This is a genomic window from Vandammella animalimorsus, assembly GCF_002288875.1.
GTDB classification, from domain to species: Bacteria; Pseudomonadota; Gammaproteobacteria; order Burkholderiales; family Burkholderiaceae_C; genus Lampropedia; species Lampropedia animalimorsus.
Genome location: NZ_NTBH01000004.1, coordinates 103,999 through 119,350, shown reverse-complemented (window position 1 = coordinate 119,350; position 15,352 = coordinate 103,999). Strand labels below are relative to the sequence as shown.

Genomic DNA, 15,352 nt, shown 5'->3' with positions numbered 1-15,352 from the left:
CACGAATCGCGGCACGCACCTGGCCGCTGAATTCGTGCAGACATTCTCAGAGCCTGTTCAAAATCTTTGCGCGGCGGTCAAGAGAGCGGATTTGGGCGCTCTGCTGCGTTGCAAAGCCTCGCCATAGCCCCAGCTATGGCTGCGTTTTGCGCCTTGCAGCCCATCCCAAACCGCTTCTTGCCTACTCGCGCCGAGATTTTGAACAGGCTCTCAAGGGGCCGGGCGCGCTGCCCGTGCGCCCCGCGCACAGAGGCTCTCAGGCCGCCGCAGCCTGCCGGGGCGCAATCTGCTGCAGCGCATCGCGCAGCTGCGCGACGCTGCGTTCGATGTGCTGCAGTTTCTCCAGCCCGAACAAGCCCAGGCGGAAGCTGCGGAACTCCTCGCCCTCGCCGCACATCAGCGGCACGCCGGCAGCGGCCTGGATGCCGACCTGCAGGAATTTGCGTGTGTTCTGGATGTCAGGGTCGCTGGTGTAGCTGACCACTACGCCAGGCGATTGAAAGCCAGGCGCGGCCACGCTGGCAAAGCCATGCGCTTGCAACAGTGCGCGCACCTGCGTGCCCAGCTCGATCTGCTGCTCGCGCAGGAAATCCCAGCCCAGGGCCTGGGTCTCCAGCATGGTGTCGCGCAGTTGCAGCAGGGCATCGGTGGGCATGGTCGTGTGGTAGGCGTGCTGGCCGCGCAAATAGCCTTCGGCAATGTGCAGCCATTTCTTCAGATCGCAGGCAAAGCTGCTGCTGCTCGTGGCCTCGATGGCTTGGCGCGCGCGCTCGGAGAACATGACCATGGCGCAGCAGGGCGTGCTGCTCCAGCCCTTTTGCGGTGCCGAAATCAGCAAATCCACGCCGCAACGCTGCATGTCCACCCAGATCGCGCCCGAGGCAATGCAGTCCAGCACCAGCAGCGCGCCCACCTCATGCGCGGCATCGGCCAGTGTGCGGATGTAGTCATCGGGCAGCAGGATGCCGCTGGCGGTCTCGCAATGCGGGGCGAAGACCAGCTCCGGGCGTTGCTGGCGAATCTGCTCGGCCACCTTTTGCGCAGGCATGGGCGCCCAAGGTGACTGCGCGTCATCGCCCAACTGCCGGGCCTGGCAGATGGTGGCCGTGCCGCCGAAGTGGCCGGCCTCGAAGATTTGCGACCAGCGGTAGCTGAACCAGCCATTGCGTACCACCAGCACCTTCTTGCCGTGGGCGAACTGGCGCGCCACCGCCTCCATGCCAAAAGTGCCGCTGCCCGGCACCAGCGCCGCGCTGTGGGCGTTGTAGACGCTGTGCAGCGTGCGCAGAATGTCCTGCATCACGCCGACGAAGCGTTGCGACATGTGGTTGAGGGCGCGGTCGGTATAGACCACGGAGAATTCGAGCAAACCGTCGGGATCGACGTGGGGCAGCAGGCCGGGCATGGATGTCTTGCAGGCAGTGGATTGGGTGTGAGGGCAGCGCGCGCTGTGTGGGCTATGGCCGATGAATGTATGAAGGCGGCGCCACCAAGGCGCGGCAAGCATACCGTAGAACCAGCCCGGCCCAGCCCGCCGACGCCGCGCCGCTTGCGACCAATGTGCGTTGCAGATCAGGCGGGAAAGCAAGACGCGCGTCACCGCAGTGGCCCCAGCCGTTGCGGTGGCGCCGTAACGCAGCAAATGGCCCGATCTTGCGGATGAGTGCGGCACGAGGGTTTTTGAGGACAGGCTCTAAAATACCGCGCCGCTTGCCGACGCCTGTGGCGCGCGGCTTTTTTGTTTTGGAGCCTCTGCCACCCTTATGGTCGCCGCAGAGCTTTCTTTTTTTCTGATCGCTGTTTCTTTTCTCTGGAGCCTCTCCCCCATGGCCAACACCACTGCGATGGCCAATGCAATCCGTGCATTGGCGATGGATGCCGTTCAACAAGCCAACTCCGGCCATCCCGGCGCGCCCATGGGCATGGCGGAGATGGCCGTGGCACTGTGGAGCCGCCACCTGCGCCACAACCCGGCCGACCCGCGCTGGGCCGACCGCGACCGTTTCGTGCTCTCCAACGGCCATGCCTCGATGCTGCTGTATGCGCTGCTGCACCTGAGCGGCTACGACCTGCCGATGCAGGAGCTGAAGAACTTCCGCCAGCTGCACAGCAAGACCGCCGGCCACCCGGAGGTGGATGTGACCCCCGGCGTGGAAACCACCACTGGCCCGCTGGGCCAGGGCGTGACCAATGCCGTGGGCTTTGCGCTGGCTGAAAAGCTGCTGGCCGCCGAGTTCAACCGTCCCGGCCATGCCATCGTTGACCACCACACCTATGTCTTCCTGGGCGATGGCTGCCTGATGGAAGGCATCAGCCACGAGGCCTGTGCGCTGGCCGGGGCCTGGAAGCTGGGCAAGCTCATCGCGCTGTACGACGACAACGGCATCTCCATCGACGGCCAGGTCGCGCCCTGGTTCGTCGACGACACAGCGCAGCGCTTTGCCGCCTACCAGTGGGATGTCATCGGCCCCATCGACGGGCACGACGTGCAGGCCCTGGATGCCGCCATCGCCCAGGCCAAGGCCGTGCAGGACAAGCCCAGCCTGATCATCTGCAAGACCCACATCGGCAAGGGCAGCCCGAACCGCCAGGACAGCGCCAAGGCCCACGGCGAGCCGCTGGGCCAAGAGGAAATCGCCCTGGTGCGCCAAAACCTGCCCTGGCCGCACGCGCCGTTCGAGATCCCGGATGACGTCTATGCCGACTGGGACGCCAAGGCCGCCGGTGCGCGCGCCCAGCAAGACTGGCAGCAGCGCTTCGAGGCCTATGCCGCCGCCCACCCCGAGCTGGCCGCCCAGTTCACGCGCCGCATGGCCGGCGCCCTGCCCAAGGACTTCCACCAGACCGTGGTGGACATGGTGGTCGATGCGCACACCAAGCAAGAGAAAGTGGCCACGCGCAAGGCCAGCCAGATCGCGCTGGAAGCGCTCACCCGCAGCCTGCCTGAGCTGCTGGGCGGCTCGGCCGACCTGACCGGCTCGAACCTGACGCAAACGGCCAGCACGCCCGCGCTGCGCCTGGATGCGCAAGGCGCGGTGCAGCGCGACGAAGCCGGCCAGATTGGCCGCCACATCAACTACGGCGTGCGTGAGTTCGGCATGGCCGCCATCATGAACGGCCTCGCGCTGCACGGTGGCTTCATCCCCTACGGCGGCACCTTCCTGACTTTCAGCGATTACAGCCGCAACGCCATCCGCATGTCCGCGCTGATGAAGCGCCGCGTCGTGCACGTCTTCACGCACGACTCCATCGGCCTGGGCGAGGACGGCCCCACCCACCAATCCATCGAGCACGCCGCCAGCCTGCGGCTGATCCCGAACCTGGACGTCTGGCGCCCGGCCGATACCGCCGAAACCGCCATCGCCTGGGCCGAGGCGCTGCTGCAGCACGATCGCCCCACGGCCCTGCTGCTCTCGCGCCAGGCCGTGCCCTATGCAGCCAAGAAGGACGTGGCCGACATCAAGCGCGGCGCCTACGTGCTCAGCGAGCCGGCCGATGTGGGCCTGAAGAAAGCCGCGCAGGCCGTGCTGCTGGCCACCGGCACCGAAGTGGCGCTGGCGCTGCAGGCGCAGCAACTGCTGGCGCAGCGCAAGATCGCCGTGCGCGTGGTCTCCATGCCCAGCACCACGATGTTTGACCGCCAGGACGTCAAGTACCAGACCAAGGTGCTGCCGGAAAAGCTGCCGCGCATCGCCGTCGAAGCCGGTGTGACGCAGTTCTGGTGGAAATACGGCTGCGCCGCCGTGGTGGGCATCGACTGCTATGGTGAATCGGCCCCGGCGGCCGATCTGTTCCAGCACTTTGGCTTCACCGCTGAGAACGTGGCCGACACCGTACAAGCAGCCCTGCAGCGCCGCAAGCGCTGACATTGCTTGTCCCCATGTACGGGATGGCACCTGTTGTGCCTCGTACATGGGCTTTGTCTTGTCAATGCCGCAGACGGTGGAGGGCTATCAATTGCCCATGAGCTGTTGACCAGATTCGAATAGAGCCAGCAACAGAATCCAGGCAGCTTTTGATTGGCGTCGTCAACTCGGTGTCGTTCAGGCCAGCTCGGCCTTGGCCAGCGGCAGCGCGTGGGCGTCCTTTTCCGATAGCTGCGGCTGCTCGATGCCGTGCTCGGCCAGTGGCCAGGCGATGTCGATGTCCGGATCGTTCCAGGCAATGCTGCGCTCGTGCTCGGGTGCGTAGTAGTCCGTGGTCTTGTAGAGGAAGTCGGCGCTGTCGCTGAGTACGACGAAGCCATGCGCCAGACCCGGTGGCACCCATAGCTGACGCTGGTTGTCCTCGCTCAGCTCCACGCCGACCCAGCGGCCAAAGGTGGGCGAGCCGCGGCGGATGTCCACAGCCACGTCGAACACGGCGCCGCGCACCACGCGCACCAGCTTGCCTTGGGGTTGTTGCAGCTGGTAGTGCAGGCCGCGCAAGACGCCTTTGCGGCTGCGGCTGTGGTTGTCCTGTACGAAGTCGAGCCGCAGGCCGGTGGCCTGGGCAAAGGTGCGAGCGTTGAAGCTCTCCAGAAAAAAGCCGCGTGCGTCGCCGAAGACTTTGGGCTCCAGGATCAGCACGTCGGGAATGGCGGTGGCGCAGGTGTGCATGGGCGATGGGCGAGGTGTGGTGGGTCAGTCGCGAATCATGCGCAGCAGGTACTGGCCGTATCCGCTTTTGGCCAGCGGCTGGGCCAAGCGTTCGAGTTGGGCGCTGTCGATGAAGCCCTTGCGCCAGGCGATCTCCTCAGGGCAGGCGATCTTCAGGCCCTGACGGCGCTCCAGCGTGGCAATGAATTGGCCAGCATCCATCAGGCTGTCGTGGGTGCCGGTGTCCAGCCAGGCGTAGCCGCGCTTCATGATTTGCACGTTCAACTGGCCCTGCCGCAGGTAGGCTTCGTTGACTGAGGTGATCTCCAACTCGCCGCGGGCGCTGGGGCGCACGGCCTTGGCGATTTCCACCACCTGAGCATCGTAGAAGTACAGCCCGGTGACGGCGTACGCGCTTTTGGGTTGCTGCGGCTTTTCCTCGATGGAGACGGCCTTGCCCTGGGCATCGAAGGCCACCACGCCATAGCGCTCGGGGTCGTGCACGTGGTAGGCAAACACCGTCGCGCCTGCGCTGCGGCCATCGGCCTGGGTCAGCAGGGCTTCAAAGTCGTGCCCGTAGAAGATGTTGTCGCCCAGCACCAGGGCGCTGGGCGCACCGGCCAGGAACGATTCGCCGATGAGAAAGGCCTGGGCCAGCCCATCGGGGCTGGGCTGCACGGCGTACTGCAGGTTCAGCCCCCAGTCGCTGCCATCGCCCAGCAGTTGCGTAAAGCGCGGCGTGTCTTGCGGCGTGCTGATGATGAGAATGTCCCGGATCCCGGCCAGCATCAGCGTCGAGAGCGGGTAATAAATCATCGGCTTGTCGTAGACCGGCAGCAGCTGCTTGCTGATGGCCAGTGTGGCCGGGTGCAGGCGCGTGCCGGAGCCGCCAGCGAGAATGATGCCTTTGCGGGCTGTGGTTTGAGCGGGCATGGTCAAGGCGTGGGGCAAGCTCACAAAGTGCTGCGTTTGCTCGCGATGGGAAGCTGTAGACAGAGGATCAGCCAAATTCACGCGCCATTTCCCGAGCGCGGTCGTGACTGGCGCGCATGGCGGCGATGAAGTGCTGCTGCATGTGCTGGGCGTCCATGGCCTGGGTGGCGGCAAAGGTGGTGCCGCCCTTGGAGGTCACGCGCTGGCGCAGCACTTCGGGCGACTCAGGCGATTGTGCTGCCAAGGCAGAGGCGCCGGCGAAGGTGGCCACGGCCAACTGGTAGGCCTGCTCGGGTGTGAGGCCCAGTTGCGTGCCGGCTTCGCGCATGGCTTCCAGGAAATAGAACACATAGGCCGGGCCGGAGCCCGACAGTGCGGTCACGGCGTCCAGCAGCGACTCTTGCTCGACCCACAGCGTCTGGCCCACAGCCGTGGCAATAGTTTGCGCCTTGCTGCGATCGGCTTGGTTGGCGCTGGCGGTGGCGAACAGGCCGGTCATGCCCTGGCCCAGCAGGGCAGGGGTGTTGGGCATGGCGCGCACGATGCGCACATCATCGCCCAGCCAAGCCTGCATGGAGGCGGTGGTCACGCCGGCGGCGATGCTCAGGTGCAGGCATTGCTGGCTGCTCAGCAGCGGGCGCGCCGCGAGCATGGCGTCCTTGAGCACCTGGGGCTTGACGGCCCAGACGATGGTGGCCGCCAGTGGCGCAGCAGCGCTGGCGCCCAGCGCCTGCAGCGTGCCGGCAGTGCGGATGCCAAAGTCTTGGGTCAGGGCCTCGCGTGCAGCGGCATTGGGCTCAATGGCGGCCAGGGCGGGGGCGGGCTGGCCGTGTTGGCGCAGGCCGCCGATGATGGCGCGGGCCATGTTGCCGCCACCGATGAAGACGATGTCTGGTTGCATGGTCAGAACCTGTTCAAAATCTCGGTGCGAGTGGGCAAGAAGCGGTTTGGGAGATGGCTGCAAGACGCAAAACACATCCATGGCAAGAGCTATGGCGAGGCTTTGCGGGCACCGCAGGCGACCCAAATCCGCGCTCTTGCCCGCGGTGAAGACATTCTGAACAGGCTCTCAGGCTCCTGTGCGTGCGGGCAATGCGGGGCTGCGGCAAATGGTGGCTTGCGTGGCCACGGCCGGTTTGCGTTGCACCAATGACACTACTGGGGCGCGACGAGGCCTGTGCTGATGGCGCATGGCGCCATTGCAGTGAGAAAAGCGCCGGGCGTGGAGAGCGTAGGCGGCCCGCTCTTCAAAGAAAGCAAGCCGCCACAGCAGGTGCAAGACTGCTGCCCGGGCAGGTCAGGGATCAGGAGCCGCCGCTGTGCGCGCGCTTGCCCGGGTTCTTCTTGCTGCGAGTGTGCACGCCGCGCTCCTTGCTCACGCGCTGGCCGCCGCCATGCTTGGGCATGGCGTAGCCTTTGGGGGCGGGCAGTGGCGGGGTGAATTTGCGATCGGCTTCGGTAACGATTTTGTTGCCCATGACGGCTCCTGCGGAAGGGTAGGGCGGCGCGAATCGGGCAATGCGCGCCGACCTGATGGGTCAAGCGCATTGCCCGTTGGCGCCCCAGCCTGGGGGCCAATGGCCGCGGGAAAACGCGCGATTCTAATGCATGGCGCGCAGGCCCTAGTAACTGCGCCCGGCGCGGTACATGGCGTGCTGGCGGCGTTGCAAGGTGGTGGTTTTCTGCAAGGCGCTGTGGGTGCGCTGGGCATGGGCGTGGGTGATGGCCAGGCCCAGGGCGTCGGCAGCGTCGGTGCCGGGCAGGCCGGGAAGTTGCAGCAGGCGGCGCGCCATCTCCTGGATTTGCGATTTGGCTGCACGGCCGTGGCCGGTGACGGCTTTTTTCATCTGTAGCGCGGTGTACTCGGCCACCGGCAGTCCCTGGGCTACCAGCGCCGTGACGCAGGCGCCGCGCGCTTGGCCCAGCAGCAGTGTGGATTGCGGATTGACGTTGACGAAGACGATTTCCACGCAGGCCTGGTCGGGCTGGTACTGGCGGCTGAGCTGGGCGATGCCGTCGAACAGGATTTTCAGGCGCGCGGGCAGGTCGCCACGCGCCACGGCGTTGGTCTTGATGGTGCCGCTGGCCACGTAGTGCAGCTGCGTGCCGTGTACGTCGATCACGCCAAAGCCGGTGGTTTGCAGGCCGGGGTCGATGCCAAGAATGCGCATGGAAAGATGAGGCTCAAGGGGCTGGCGATGGTAGCGCAATGGCCGGCATGCGCTGCACGATGACCTGGGTGCGGCGGTTCATGTAAGGGCTGTGCGGCGCCAGGCCCAGGCGCCTTGGCTGCGGCAGCATGACAGCCAGGCGGGCGCTTTGCGCGGCATTGAGCTGGCTTGCGCTGGTGCCAAAGTAATGCTTCGCTGCCGCTTCGATGCCGTAGATGCCAGTGCCCCATTCGACTTGGTTGAGGTAGAGGTCGAGGATGCGCTGCTTGGGCAGCGCCGCTTCGAGCATCCAGCTCAGCAGCAGCTCCTGACCTTTGCGCAGCAGGCTGCGCTGGCCCGAGAGGTGTAGGTTTTTGGCCAGTTGCTGGGTAATGGTCGAGCCGCCCAGCAGCCGCGCCTGGCCCTGGGCATTGCGCCGCCAGGCTTGTTCGATGGCGCGCCAGTCAGCGCCGCTGTGCTGGAAGAATAGATTGTCCTCGGCTGCGATGACGGCTTTGCGCGCATGGTCGTTGATGGCCCCGCTGGGCACGGGCTGGTGCAGCCAATGGCGGCCCTGGGTGTTCTGCCTGCCTTGCAGGATGTGCCACAGCGCGCTGCGCTGGAAGGCGGTGGAGCCTGGCTCCAGCCAACGCAATGCCAGGCTGTGCGCCATAAAGTAAAGCTGCAGGCACAGCCCGGCCAACAGCAGCATGCCCAGCCAGCGTTTGCAGACCAGAATCAGACGCCGTACCAAGCCTGGGCGCGCGTTGGCTGCGGGCACTGGTTGGGCCGGGGGCATCAGGGCGCGCTGATCTGCTGGCGCAGCGCCGCCAGCACAGGCGCGCTGGGCGGGCGCAAGCCGCGCCACAGCGCAAAGGATTCGGCGGCCTGCTCCACCAGCATGCCCAGGCCATCGCGCGTACGGACGTTCTGCCCCTGGCTGCTGACCCACTGCAGAAAGGGCTGGGCGGCAGCGCCGTACATCATGTCGTAGGCCAGCGCGCCGGGCGCCAGCAGGCGCGCCAGGTTCTGGATGGGCAGTGCAGCGCCTTGCAGGCTGCTGGCCGTGGCGTTGATGAGCAATTGCATGGCCGGCAGCGGCGTGTGGTCGATCTCGTCCAGCGCCAGGGCCTGCAGCTGCACGCCGTGCTCGGCGGCCAGGGCGGCGTGGCGCTGTGCAAGGGCCTGGGCGCGCTCGGCGCTGCGGTTGGCGATGTGCAGGCTGGCGGGGCCGACCTGCAGCAGCGGCGCCAGCGCGCCTGCGGCCGCGCCGCCTGCGCCCAGCAGCAGGATGTGCGCGCCGGCCAGGCACAGCCTGGCGTTGTCGCACAGGTCGCGCACCAGACCTAGACCATCGGTGTTGAAGGCCTGCACCGGGCCTTGCGGGCCGTTGAGCACCAAGGTGTTGGCGGCCTGGGCCAGCTGCACGCGCGCATCGCACTGGCTGGCCAGTTGCGCGGCCTGGTGCTTGAAGGGGACGGTGATGTTGCAGCCTTTGATGCCGTGCTGGCGCAGGCTGTCCAGAGTCTGGGCAAAGCCCTCCAGGGGGCTTAGGCAGCGGGCGTAGACCAGGCGCTGCCCGGTAAGTTGGGCGAAGTGCTGGTGGATGGCGGGCGAGCGGCTGTGGGCGATGGGGTTGCCGATGACCACGTAGGCGTCTTGCCCTTGGGCAATCAGTTCTACCAGTTCAGCCTGTGTTGCAATGTCTGCAGGCATGGGCTGTGCGGCGGCGGGTGTGGGGGCGTTAGGCATAGGCTGCGCGAGCCTGTGGCGCTTACTCACTGTTGGGCAGGCCTGCTTTGCAGCTGTGTGGCCAGTGTGGCGTCGCGGCGGAATTCGAAGGTGGAGGTAAAGCCGATCTGGTCGGCCGTTCGGCGGATTTCCGGCGAGAAGGGGCCGAACGGCCCGGCGGCGTGCACGATGGATTGGGCGCGCACGTCCAGCGCCAGATTGCCCGAGCTGGTATCGACCTCGGCCGAGAGCACGCTGCCGTCGTGGTCGATCATGACGGTCAGGATCAGCTTGCCGTAGAGCTTGCGGCCGTTTTGCGTCGGGAAGTTGCTGGTGCCGCGCTCCTCAATGCTGCGGCGCACGTGGTCCAGGTAAAGGGCTGTGACCGAGTCTTGCGTGGCCGGGCTGATGTAGCGCTTCTTGGGGCGCTCGTTTTCTTCCTTGACGAGCCGCTCGATCTCGGCGAGCTGCTCGACCAGCAGCAGGCGCTTTTCCTCCTGTGCAACTTCTTCCGGGGTGCGATCGGTGCGGCGCGGGTCGGGCACGGGCAGTTGCGCGACCTGCTCGCGCAGCTCGGCCAACAGGCGGTTTTGGCGCTCGCGCGGGGTCTCCTGGCGCTGCTGGGCGTCCTCGGTGTCGCTGCCAATGCGCGTGAGCGCGGCGTAGGGCGTGGGGCTGGTGGCGCGGCCGCTGTCGGCATCGCCGCCGCCGGCCAGCGCCACCTGGGCCACGGCTTTGCTTTCTTCGGGGCGCTCGTCGTCACTTCGGGCGTTGACGAGGATGACCTCCAGCGGCTGGGCGCTGAGCGTACGCTCAAAGGCCTCTGGGCTGACGAAGCGGATCGTCAGCAGCACGGCATGCACGACCAACGAAGCGATCAGTGCGATCGAGAAGGCCGAGAGGTTTCTGAAGTGGGCGAGCAGCTTGTTCACGGCGGCCGATTATGCGTGCATATGGGTGGGGACTTCAGGCCGCAGGCGCGCCGATGGCTGCGCTGTCGTCCTCTGGCGACACTTCCAGCGCGATGTGCAGGGCCTGGGAGAGATCGGCGTCCTCTTGCTCGGCATCGTCGCCGCCGATGTCCTCGGCGCTGGCGGGGCCGTCCAGGCGGGCGATGACGCTGGCGCCGATGTCCAGCGCCAGCAAATCGGCCTGGCCCAGGCGCAGACGCACGCGCGTGCCGCGCACCAGCTCGCTGCCGCCCGGCACGCGCAGCACCAGCGGAAGGATGTCGGCGCGCGCCAGCGCGGGCTCGCCGTTGATGGCGTCGCGGATGATGGCGGCATCCAGCTCGGTGATCTGGTTTTGCTGCAGGTAGCGCAGCGTCCAGTAGCGCTCCATGTCGGATTGGTAGCGGTTGTAGGCGGTGTAGGCGGCGTCGAAGGCGCTGATGATGGAGAACAACTCCGCGTCCTTGGGCTTGAAGGGTGCGCTCAGCGCGGCCGTTTGCCCGCCTTGCACGGCGGCGATGATTTGCCACTGGTTGACCAGATCCACATAGCGGCGCAGCGGCGAGGTGCTCCAGGCGTAGCTGGGCACGCCGATGCCTGCATGGGGCAGCGCCTTGGTGCCCATGCGCACCTTGACGCCCGGCGCCAGGCTGTGCTGGCTGCGGTAGATGGCCGGCACGCCATAGTGCGCCAGCCAGCCGCCCCAGTGGCTGTTGGCCACGATCATGGCCTCGGCAACGATCAAATCCAGCGGCGCGCCGCGCTGGCGCGTGGTGATCTGCACGGTTTCATCGCCTGTGGGCAGATCGCCCTGCTGCCCCAACAGGCGGAAGTTGTAGTCTGGGCGGCTGAAGTTCTCGGGCTTGCCGCGCACGTCTTCGCGGCGCTGCTTGAGCGTCTGGGCCAGCCGGTAGAGAAAGGCCAGCTGGGGCCGAAGCGCCAGCAGCTCGGCGCTGGCGTGGGCATCGGCTGCTTCGGCGGCCGGCTGCTGGGCATCGGCCAGCCAAGCCTCGGTGACGATGTGGTCGATCTGGTCGTGGCGCAGGTTGTGGCTGGTCTGTACGCGCTCGATGCGGGTTTCGTAGGCCGTGGGCGTGAGGCTGGCCTCATCGATGCGCACGTACAGCGATACGGCCGGGTTGGCGCGCCCAGCATCCAGCGTGTATTGCTGCACCACGGCATCGGGCAGCATGGTCAACTTGGCGCCTGGCATGTAAACGGTGGACAGACGCGCGCGCGCCAGCTGGTCCAGCGCATCGCCGGGGCGGATGGCCAGGCCCGGCGCGGCGATGTGGATGCCCAGCGTGACTTCGCCGCTGCCCAGGCCTTGCACGGACAGAGCGTCGTCGATTTCCGAAGTGCTGGAGTCGTCGATGGAAAAGGCCTCTACAGCCGCCAACGGCAACTGGGCATCGGGCTCGGGCGCAGCGACGGGGGCAAAGGCATAGCCCTTGGGGAATTGTTCGAACAGAAAGCGCTGCCAGTGAAATTCGTAGCACGAGGCAATGGCGCCAGCGTTTTGCAGCAGCGTCAGCGGCGGCAGCTGGGTCTGGCGCGCAGCCTCGACCACGGCCTTGTACTCAGGGGCGTTCTTGTCGGGCTTGAAGAGGATTTTGTAGAGCTGCTGACGCACTGGCTCGGGCGTCTGGCCGCTGGCCAGCTCGGCGGCCCAGGCATCGATTTGCAGCTGCTGCTGGCGCTTTTTCTCGATCGCCGCCAGGGCCTGCTTGAGCACGTCCTCCGGCGCTTTCTTGAAACGCCCCTTGCCGGCGCGGCGAAAGTAGTGCGGCGCCTCGTGCAGGCGCAGCAGCGCGGCTACCTGGTGGGCCAGGCTGGCGTCGGCGCTGAAGTATTCACGTGCGAAATCGACAAAGCCGAATTCGTCTTCAGGGGCAAATTCCCAGGCCAAATCCAGATCGATCTCGGGTGCCAGGGCCTGTGCGCGGGCCAAAAGCTCCTGCGGGCTGGGTTGGGCAAAGCTCAACAGGGCGTTGGCTTTCTTGACCTTGACGCGCTTGCCGCTGTCAAGCTCGACCTGTGCAGAGGCATCGGCCTCGGAAAGGATGCGGCCGGCCTGGAATTTGCCAGCTTCTTCAAACAACAAATACATCGGCGTATTCTCGCACGCCCGGTTTGTCGCTTGGCGGCGGTGGCGGGGTTCTCAAAGCCGTTCGAAATCTATGCACGGTGTGCAATCAAGCGGATTTGGGCGGTCTGCGGTCTGCGGCGCTCGCAAAGCCTTGCAGCCCATCGCAAACCACTTCTTGCCCACTCGCGCCGAGATTTTGAACAGGTTCTCAGGCTTGCAGGTGGCGCAGCACCAGCTCGCGCAACAGTGGTAGCTTGCCGGTGAACAAGTGGCTGGCGCCGGGCACGACCAGCACCGGGTGGCTGCGCGGGCGCGCCCAGTCCAGCACCAGCGGCAGTGGCACGCTGGTGTCGTGCTCGCCGTGGATGACCAGCGGCGCGCCGATGGCATCGGGGGTGGCGTAGTGGCGCTGGGCATTAACTTGACCGCAAGGCATAGCCGCCAGCACCAGCCGCGCGGCGGGCTGGCCCTGTTGCTGCAGGCGCTCAGCCAGCAAGGCTTGCACAAAGGCGCCAAAAGAAATGCCCAACAGGGCAATGGGTAGATCCGGCTGCGCGCTGCGCACGGCCTGGTACAGGGCGTACAAGTCCTGGGCTTCGCCCTGGCCGTGGTCGTACTGTCCGGCGCTGCCGCCCACGCCGCGGAAGTTGGGGCGCAGGGTGCTCCAGCCAGCCTGGCACAGGGCTTGGGCCAGAAACTGCGGCAGCTTGTGCCGAGCGCTGCCGCCCAGCAGTGGTTGAGGGTGGGCGATCAAGGCAATGCCGCGCGGCGGCTGGGCGCCGGCGGCATCGATCAGCACCTCCATGGGGCCGTGGGGCAGGGCGAAGTGCTGCACGCCGCTGTGGCGAAGATCAAGCATGGCAAAGGCCGGCAGGATGGAAGTGGTAATCGGGTAGGCGCTTTGAACAGGCCCTGGTTACGGCGCAGCAACGTGGTCGTGGTCGTTGGCTGCGGTGCTGGCAGCGGTGCTCAAGTCGATGCGCGTCCAGTGCAACCCCTGGTCGCTGCGCAGGCGCAGGGCCTGCAGGCGCGGCGGCTGGGCATCGGCATCCCAGTCGGAGAGCACGATGCGTGCCAGGCCCTGGCCCAGGGTGTGCTCGCCAGGGCAGTGGGTATGGCCGTGGATCAGGGTGGCGCAGCCGCTGTGCTGCAGCCACTGGCAGGTGGCGGCGGGATTCAAGTCCACATAGCTGCTGCTGTCCTGCCCTTGCTTGCGTTGCTCGCTTTCGCTGCGGATGTGGCTGGCCAGTGTGCGCCGCGCCGCCAGTGGCTGCGCGAGAAAGTGCTGTTGCCACTGGGGCTGGCGGCTCATGGCGCGGAACTGCTGGTAGGGCAGGTCGTCGGTGCACAGCACATCGCCGTGCGAGAGCAGCCAGCGCGGCGCATCGGGGCCGCTGCCCAGTTGCAGCACACAGGGGTCTGGCAGCAACTGCACGCCCGTGTCCTGGGCAAAGCCCTGGCCGATCATGAAATCGCGGTTGCCGTGCATGAGGTACAAGGCCTTGCCCGCCTGCGTGCAGGCGCGCAGCAGCTGGGCGGCCTCGGCCTCGAAACTGCCGGGCTCGCGCAGGGCGTCGTCGCCCACCCAGACCTCGAACACATCGCCCAGCAGCAGCACGTGCTGCGCCGGGGTGTGGCGCAGGTAGTGCGCAAACGCTGCCCAGGTGCCGGGCTGGCTGCGCTGCAAGTGCATGTCGGCCACGCAGTCGATCACCAGCGGCGCGGCGCCCTGCGGCGGCAGGGGCAGGCGCAGCTGACCAATCTGCGGGGGCAGCGCTGGCACTGTCGCTGGCGGGCTGGCGGGCGCCATGGGGCTGCTGTTACAGCGCCACAGCCTTGGTGATGACCACGTCGTCCTTGGGCACGTCGTCATGGAAGCCGCGGCGGCCGGTGGCCACGGCCTTGATCTTGTCCACCACTTCCGTGCCGTCAACGACCTTGCCGAACACGGCATAGCCCCAGCCATCCTGGCCAGGGTAGTTCAAAAAGTCGTTGTTGTTCACGTTGATGAAGAACTGCGCCGTGGCCGAGTGCGGCGCGCTGGTGCGGGCCATGGCGATGGTGTATTGGTCGTTCTTCAGGCCGTTCTTGGCCTCGTTCTCGATCTCCGCGCCGGTGGGCTTTTGCTTCATGCCCGGCTCGAAGCCGCCGCCCTGGATCATGAAGTTGCCGATGACGCGGTGAAAGATGGTGTTGTCGTAGTGCCCACTGTTGACGTAGGAAAGGAAGTTGGCGGTGGACTTGGGGGCTTTTTCCGCGTCCAGCTCGACGGTGATGACGCCGTGGGTGGTGTGCAGTTGAACCTTGGGGTTGCTCATGGTGTGCTTTCAGTGAAGGGATGAAAATCAATCGACCTTGGTGGCCGAGAGGATGGTGATGGTCTCGGCCGGCACGTTCTGGTGCGGGCCTTTGCTGGTGGTGGATACGGCCTTGATTTTGTCCACCACGTCCATGCCTTCGACGACCTTGCCGAACACGGCATAGCCGGGGTTGCCGGGGGTGGCGTTGAGTGGCACGTTGTTGTTGACGTTGATGAAGAACTGGCTGGTGGCCGAGTTGGGCACCATGGTGCGCGCCATGGCGATGGTGCCGCGCTCGTTCTTCAGGCCGTTGTCGGCTTCCAGCACGATGGGCGCGCGCGTGGGCTTTTGCACCATGTCGGCGCTGAAGCCGCCGCCCTGGATCATGAAGCCGTCGATGACGCGGTGAAAAATCGTGCCGTCGTAGTGCTTGTCCTGCACGTACTGCAGGAAGTTTTCCACCGTCTTGGGGGCTTTTTGCGGCTCAAGCGCGACAACGATGTCGCCCATCGAGGTGCTGAGCTTGACGCGCGGCTGGCTGGCGGCGGGCTGCTTGTCCTTGCCTTGGGCGGCTGCCGGGCTGGTCAGCAGCATGGCGGCGCAGGCGCTGAGGCTGGCAGCG

Annotated in this window: 15 protein-coding genes; 1 reads left to right on the top strand and 14 read right to left on the bottom strand. The window is 66.3% G+C overall.

Features of this window, described 5'->3' with window-relative positions:
• Positions 1-256: 256 nt before the first annotated feature.
• Positions 257-1,405, bottom strand: a complete 1,149-nt coding sequence (locus CLI93_RS07505) for an aminotransferase class V-fold PLP-dependent enzyme (RefSeq protein WP_095541505.1) — start codon at positions 1,403-1,405, stop codon at positions 257-259.
• A 421-nt stretch (positions 1,406-1,826) separates the two neighbouring features.
• Between CLI93_RS07505 and tkt the strand changes: the two genes are divergently transcribed.
• Entirely contained in the window at positions 1,827-3,866 is a 2,040-nt protein-coding gene (gene tkt, locus CLI93_RS07500; protein ID WP_095541504.1) for a transketolase, read from the top strand.
• 177 nt (positions 3,867-4,043) lie between these two features.
• Here the strand turns inward: tkt and rfbC are convergent, their stop codons facing one another.
• The 13 genes from rfbC to CLI93_RS07440 all read right to left on the bottom strand — a co-directional run bounded on the left by rfbC (position 4,044) and on the right by CLI93_RS07440 (position 15,324).
• Positions 4,044-4,598: a dTDP-4-dehydrorhamnose 3,5-epimerase gene (gene rfbC / locus CLI93_RS07495; RefSeq protein WP_095541503.1), complete on the bottom strand. Its 555-nt coding sequence runs from the start codon at positions 4,596-4,598 to the stop codon at positions 4,044-4,046.
• Between the two features lie 24 nt (positions 4,599-4,622).
• Positions 4,623-5,510 carry a glucose-1-phosphate thymidylyltransferase RfbA gene (gene rfbA, locus CLI93_RS07490; protein WP_095541634.1) on the bottom strand — a complete coding sequence of 296 codons (888 nt, stop codon included), beginning with the start codon at positions 5,508-5,510 and terminating at the stop codon, positions 4,623-4,625.
• A gap of 67 nt (positions 5,511-5,577) precedes the next feature.
• The gene (gene proC, locus CLI93_RS07485) at positions 5,578-6,411 is read right to left on the bottom strand and encodes a pyrroline-5-carboxylate reductase (RefSeq protein ID WP_095541502.1); all 834 of its coding nucleotides are present in this window, start codon (positions 6,409-6,411) and stop codon (positions 5,578-5,580) included.
• A gap of 403 nt (positions 6,412-6,814) precedes the next feature.
• Entirely contained in the window at positions 6,815-6,988 is a 174-nt protein-coding gene (locus CLI93_RS15145) for a hypothetical protein (RefSeq protein ID WP_172424212.1), read from the bottom strand.
• A 144-nt stretch (positions 6,989-7,132) separates the two neighbouring features.
• Positions 7,133-7,681: a crossover junction endodeoxyribonuclease RuvC gene (gene ruvC / locus CLI93_RS07480; RefSeq protein WP_095541501.1), complete on the bottom strand. Its 549-nt coding sequence runs from the start codon at positions 7,679-7,681 to the stop codon at positions 7,133-7,135.
• Positions 7,682-7,694: 13 nt separating this feature from the next.
• Positions 7,695-8,459, bottom strand: a complete 765-nt coding sequence (gene mtgA, locus CLI93_RS07475; RefSeq protein WP_095541633.1) for a monofunctional biosynthetic peptidoglycan transglycosylase — start codon at positions 8,457-8,459, stop codon at positions 7,695-7,697.
• Positions 8,459-9,334, bottom strand: a complete 876-nt coding sequence (gene aroE / locus CLI93_RS07470) for a shikimate dehydrogenase (protein ID WP_420823118.1) — start codon at positions 9,332-9,334, stop codon at positions 8,459-8,461. Before aroE ends, mtgA begins: the two co-directional genes overlap by 1 nt.
• Positions 9,335-9,438: 104 nt before the next feature.
• The gene (locus tag CLI93_RS07465) at positions 9,439-10,323 is read right to left on the bottom strand and encodes an energy transducer TonB family protein (protein ID WP_420823116.1); all 885 of its coding nucleotides are present in this window, start codon (positions 10,321-10,323) and stop codon (positions 9,439-9,441) included.
• A gap of 34 nt (positions 10,324-10,357) precedes the next feature.
• A complete protein-coding gene (locus CLI93_RS07460; protein ID WP_095541499.1) occupies positions 10,358-12,451 on the bottom strand; it encodes a ribonuclease catalytic domain-containing protein in 2,094 nt (697 codons plus the stop codon).
• A 187-nt stretch (positions 12,452-12,638) separates the two neighbouring features.
• On the bottom strand, positions 12,639-13,289 hold the full coding sequence (locus CLI93_RS07455) for an alpha/beta hydrolase (protein WP_095541498.1): 651 nt from the start codon (positions 13,287-13,289) through the stop codon (positions 12,639-12,641).
• 57 nt (positions 13,290-13,346) lie between these two features.
• On the bottom strand, positions 13,347-14,240 hold the full coding sequence (locus CLI93_RS07450; protein WP_095541497.1) for a UDP-2,3-diacylglucosamine diphosphatase: 894 nt from the start codon (positions 14,238-14,240) through the stop codon (positions 13,347-13,349).
• A gap of 10 nt (positions 14,241-14,250) precedes the next feature.
• Positions 14,251-14,748 (bottom strand): peptidylprolyl isomerase, encoded by a 498-nt coding sequence (locus tag CLI93_RS07445; RefSeq protein WP_095541496.1) that lies wholly within the window; start codon positions 14,746-14,748, stop codon positions 14,251-14,253.
• Between the two features lie 27 nt (positions 14,749-14,775).
• Positions 14,776-15,324 carry a peptidylprolyl isomerase gene (locus CLI93_RS07440; protein WP_275249198.1) on the bottom strand — a complete coding sequence of 183 codons (549 nt, stop codon included), beginning with the start codon at positions 15,322-15,324 and terminating at the stop codon, positions 14,776-14,778.
• Positions 15,325-15,352: the final 28 nt, after the last annotated feature.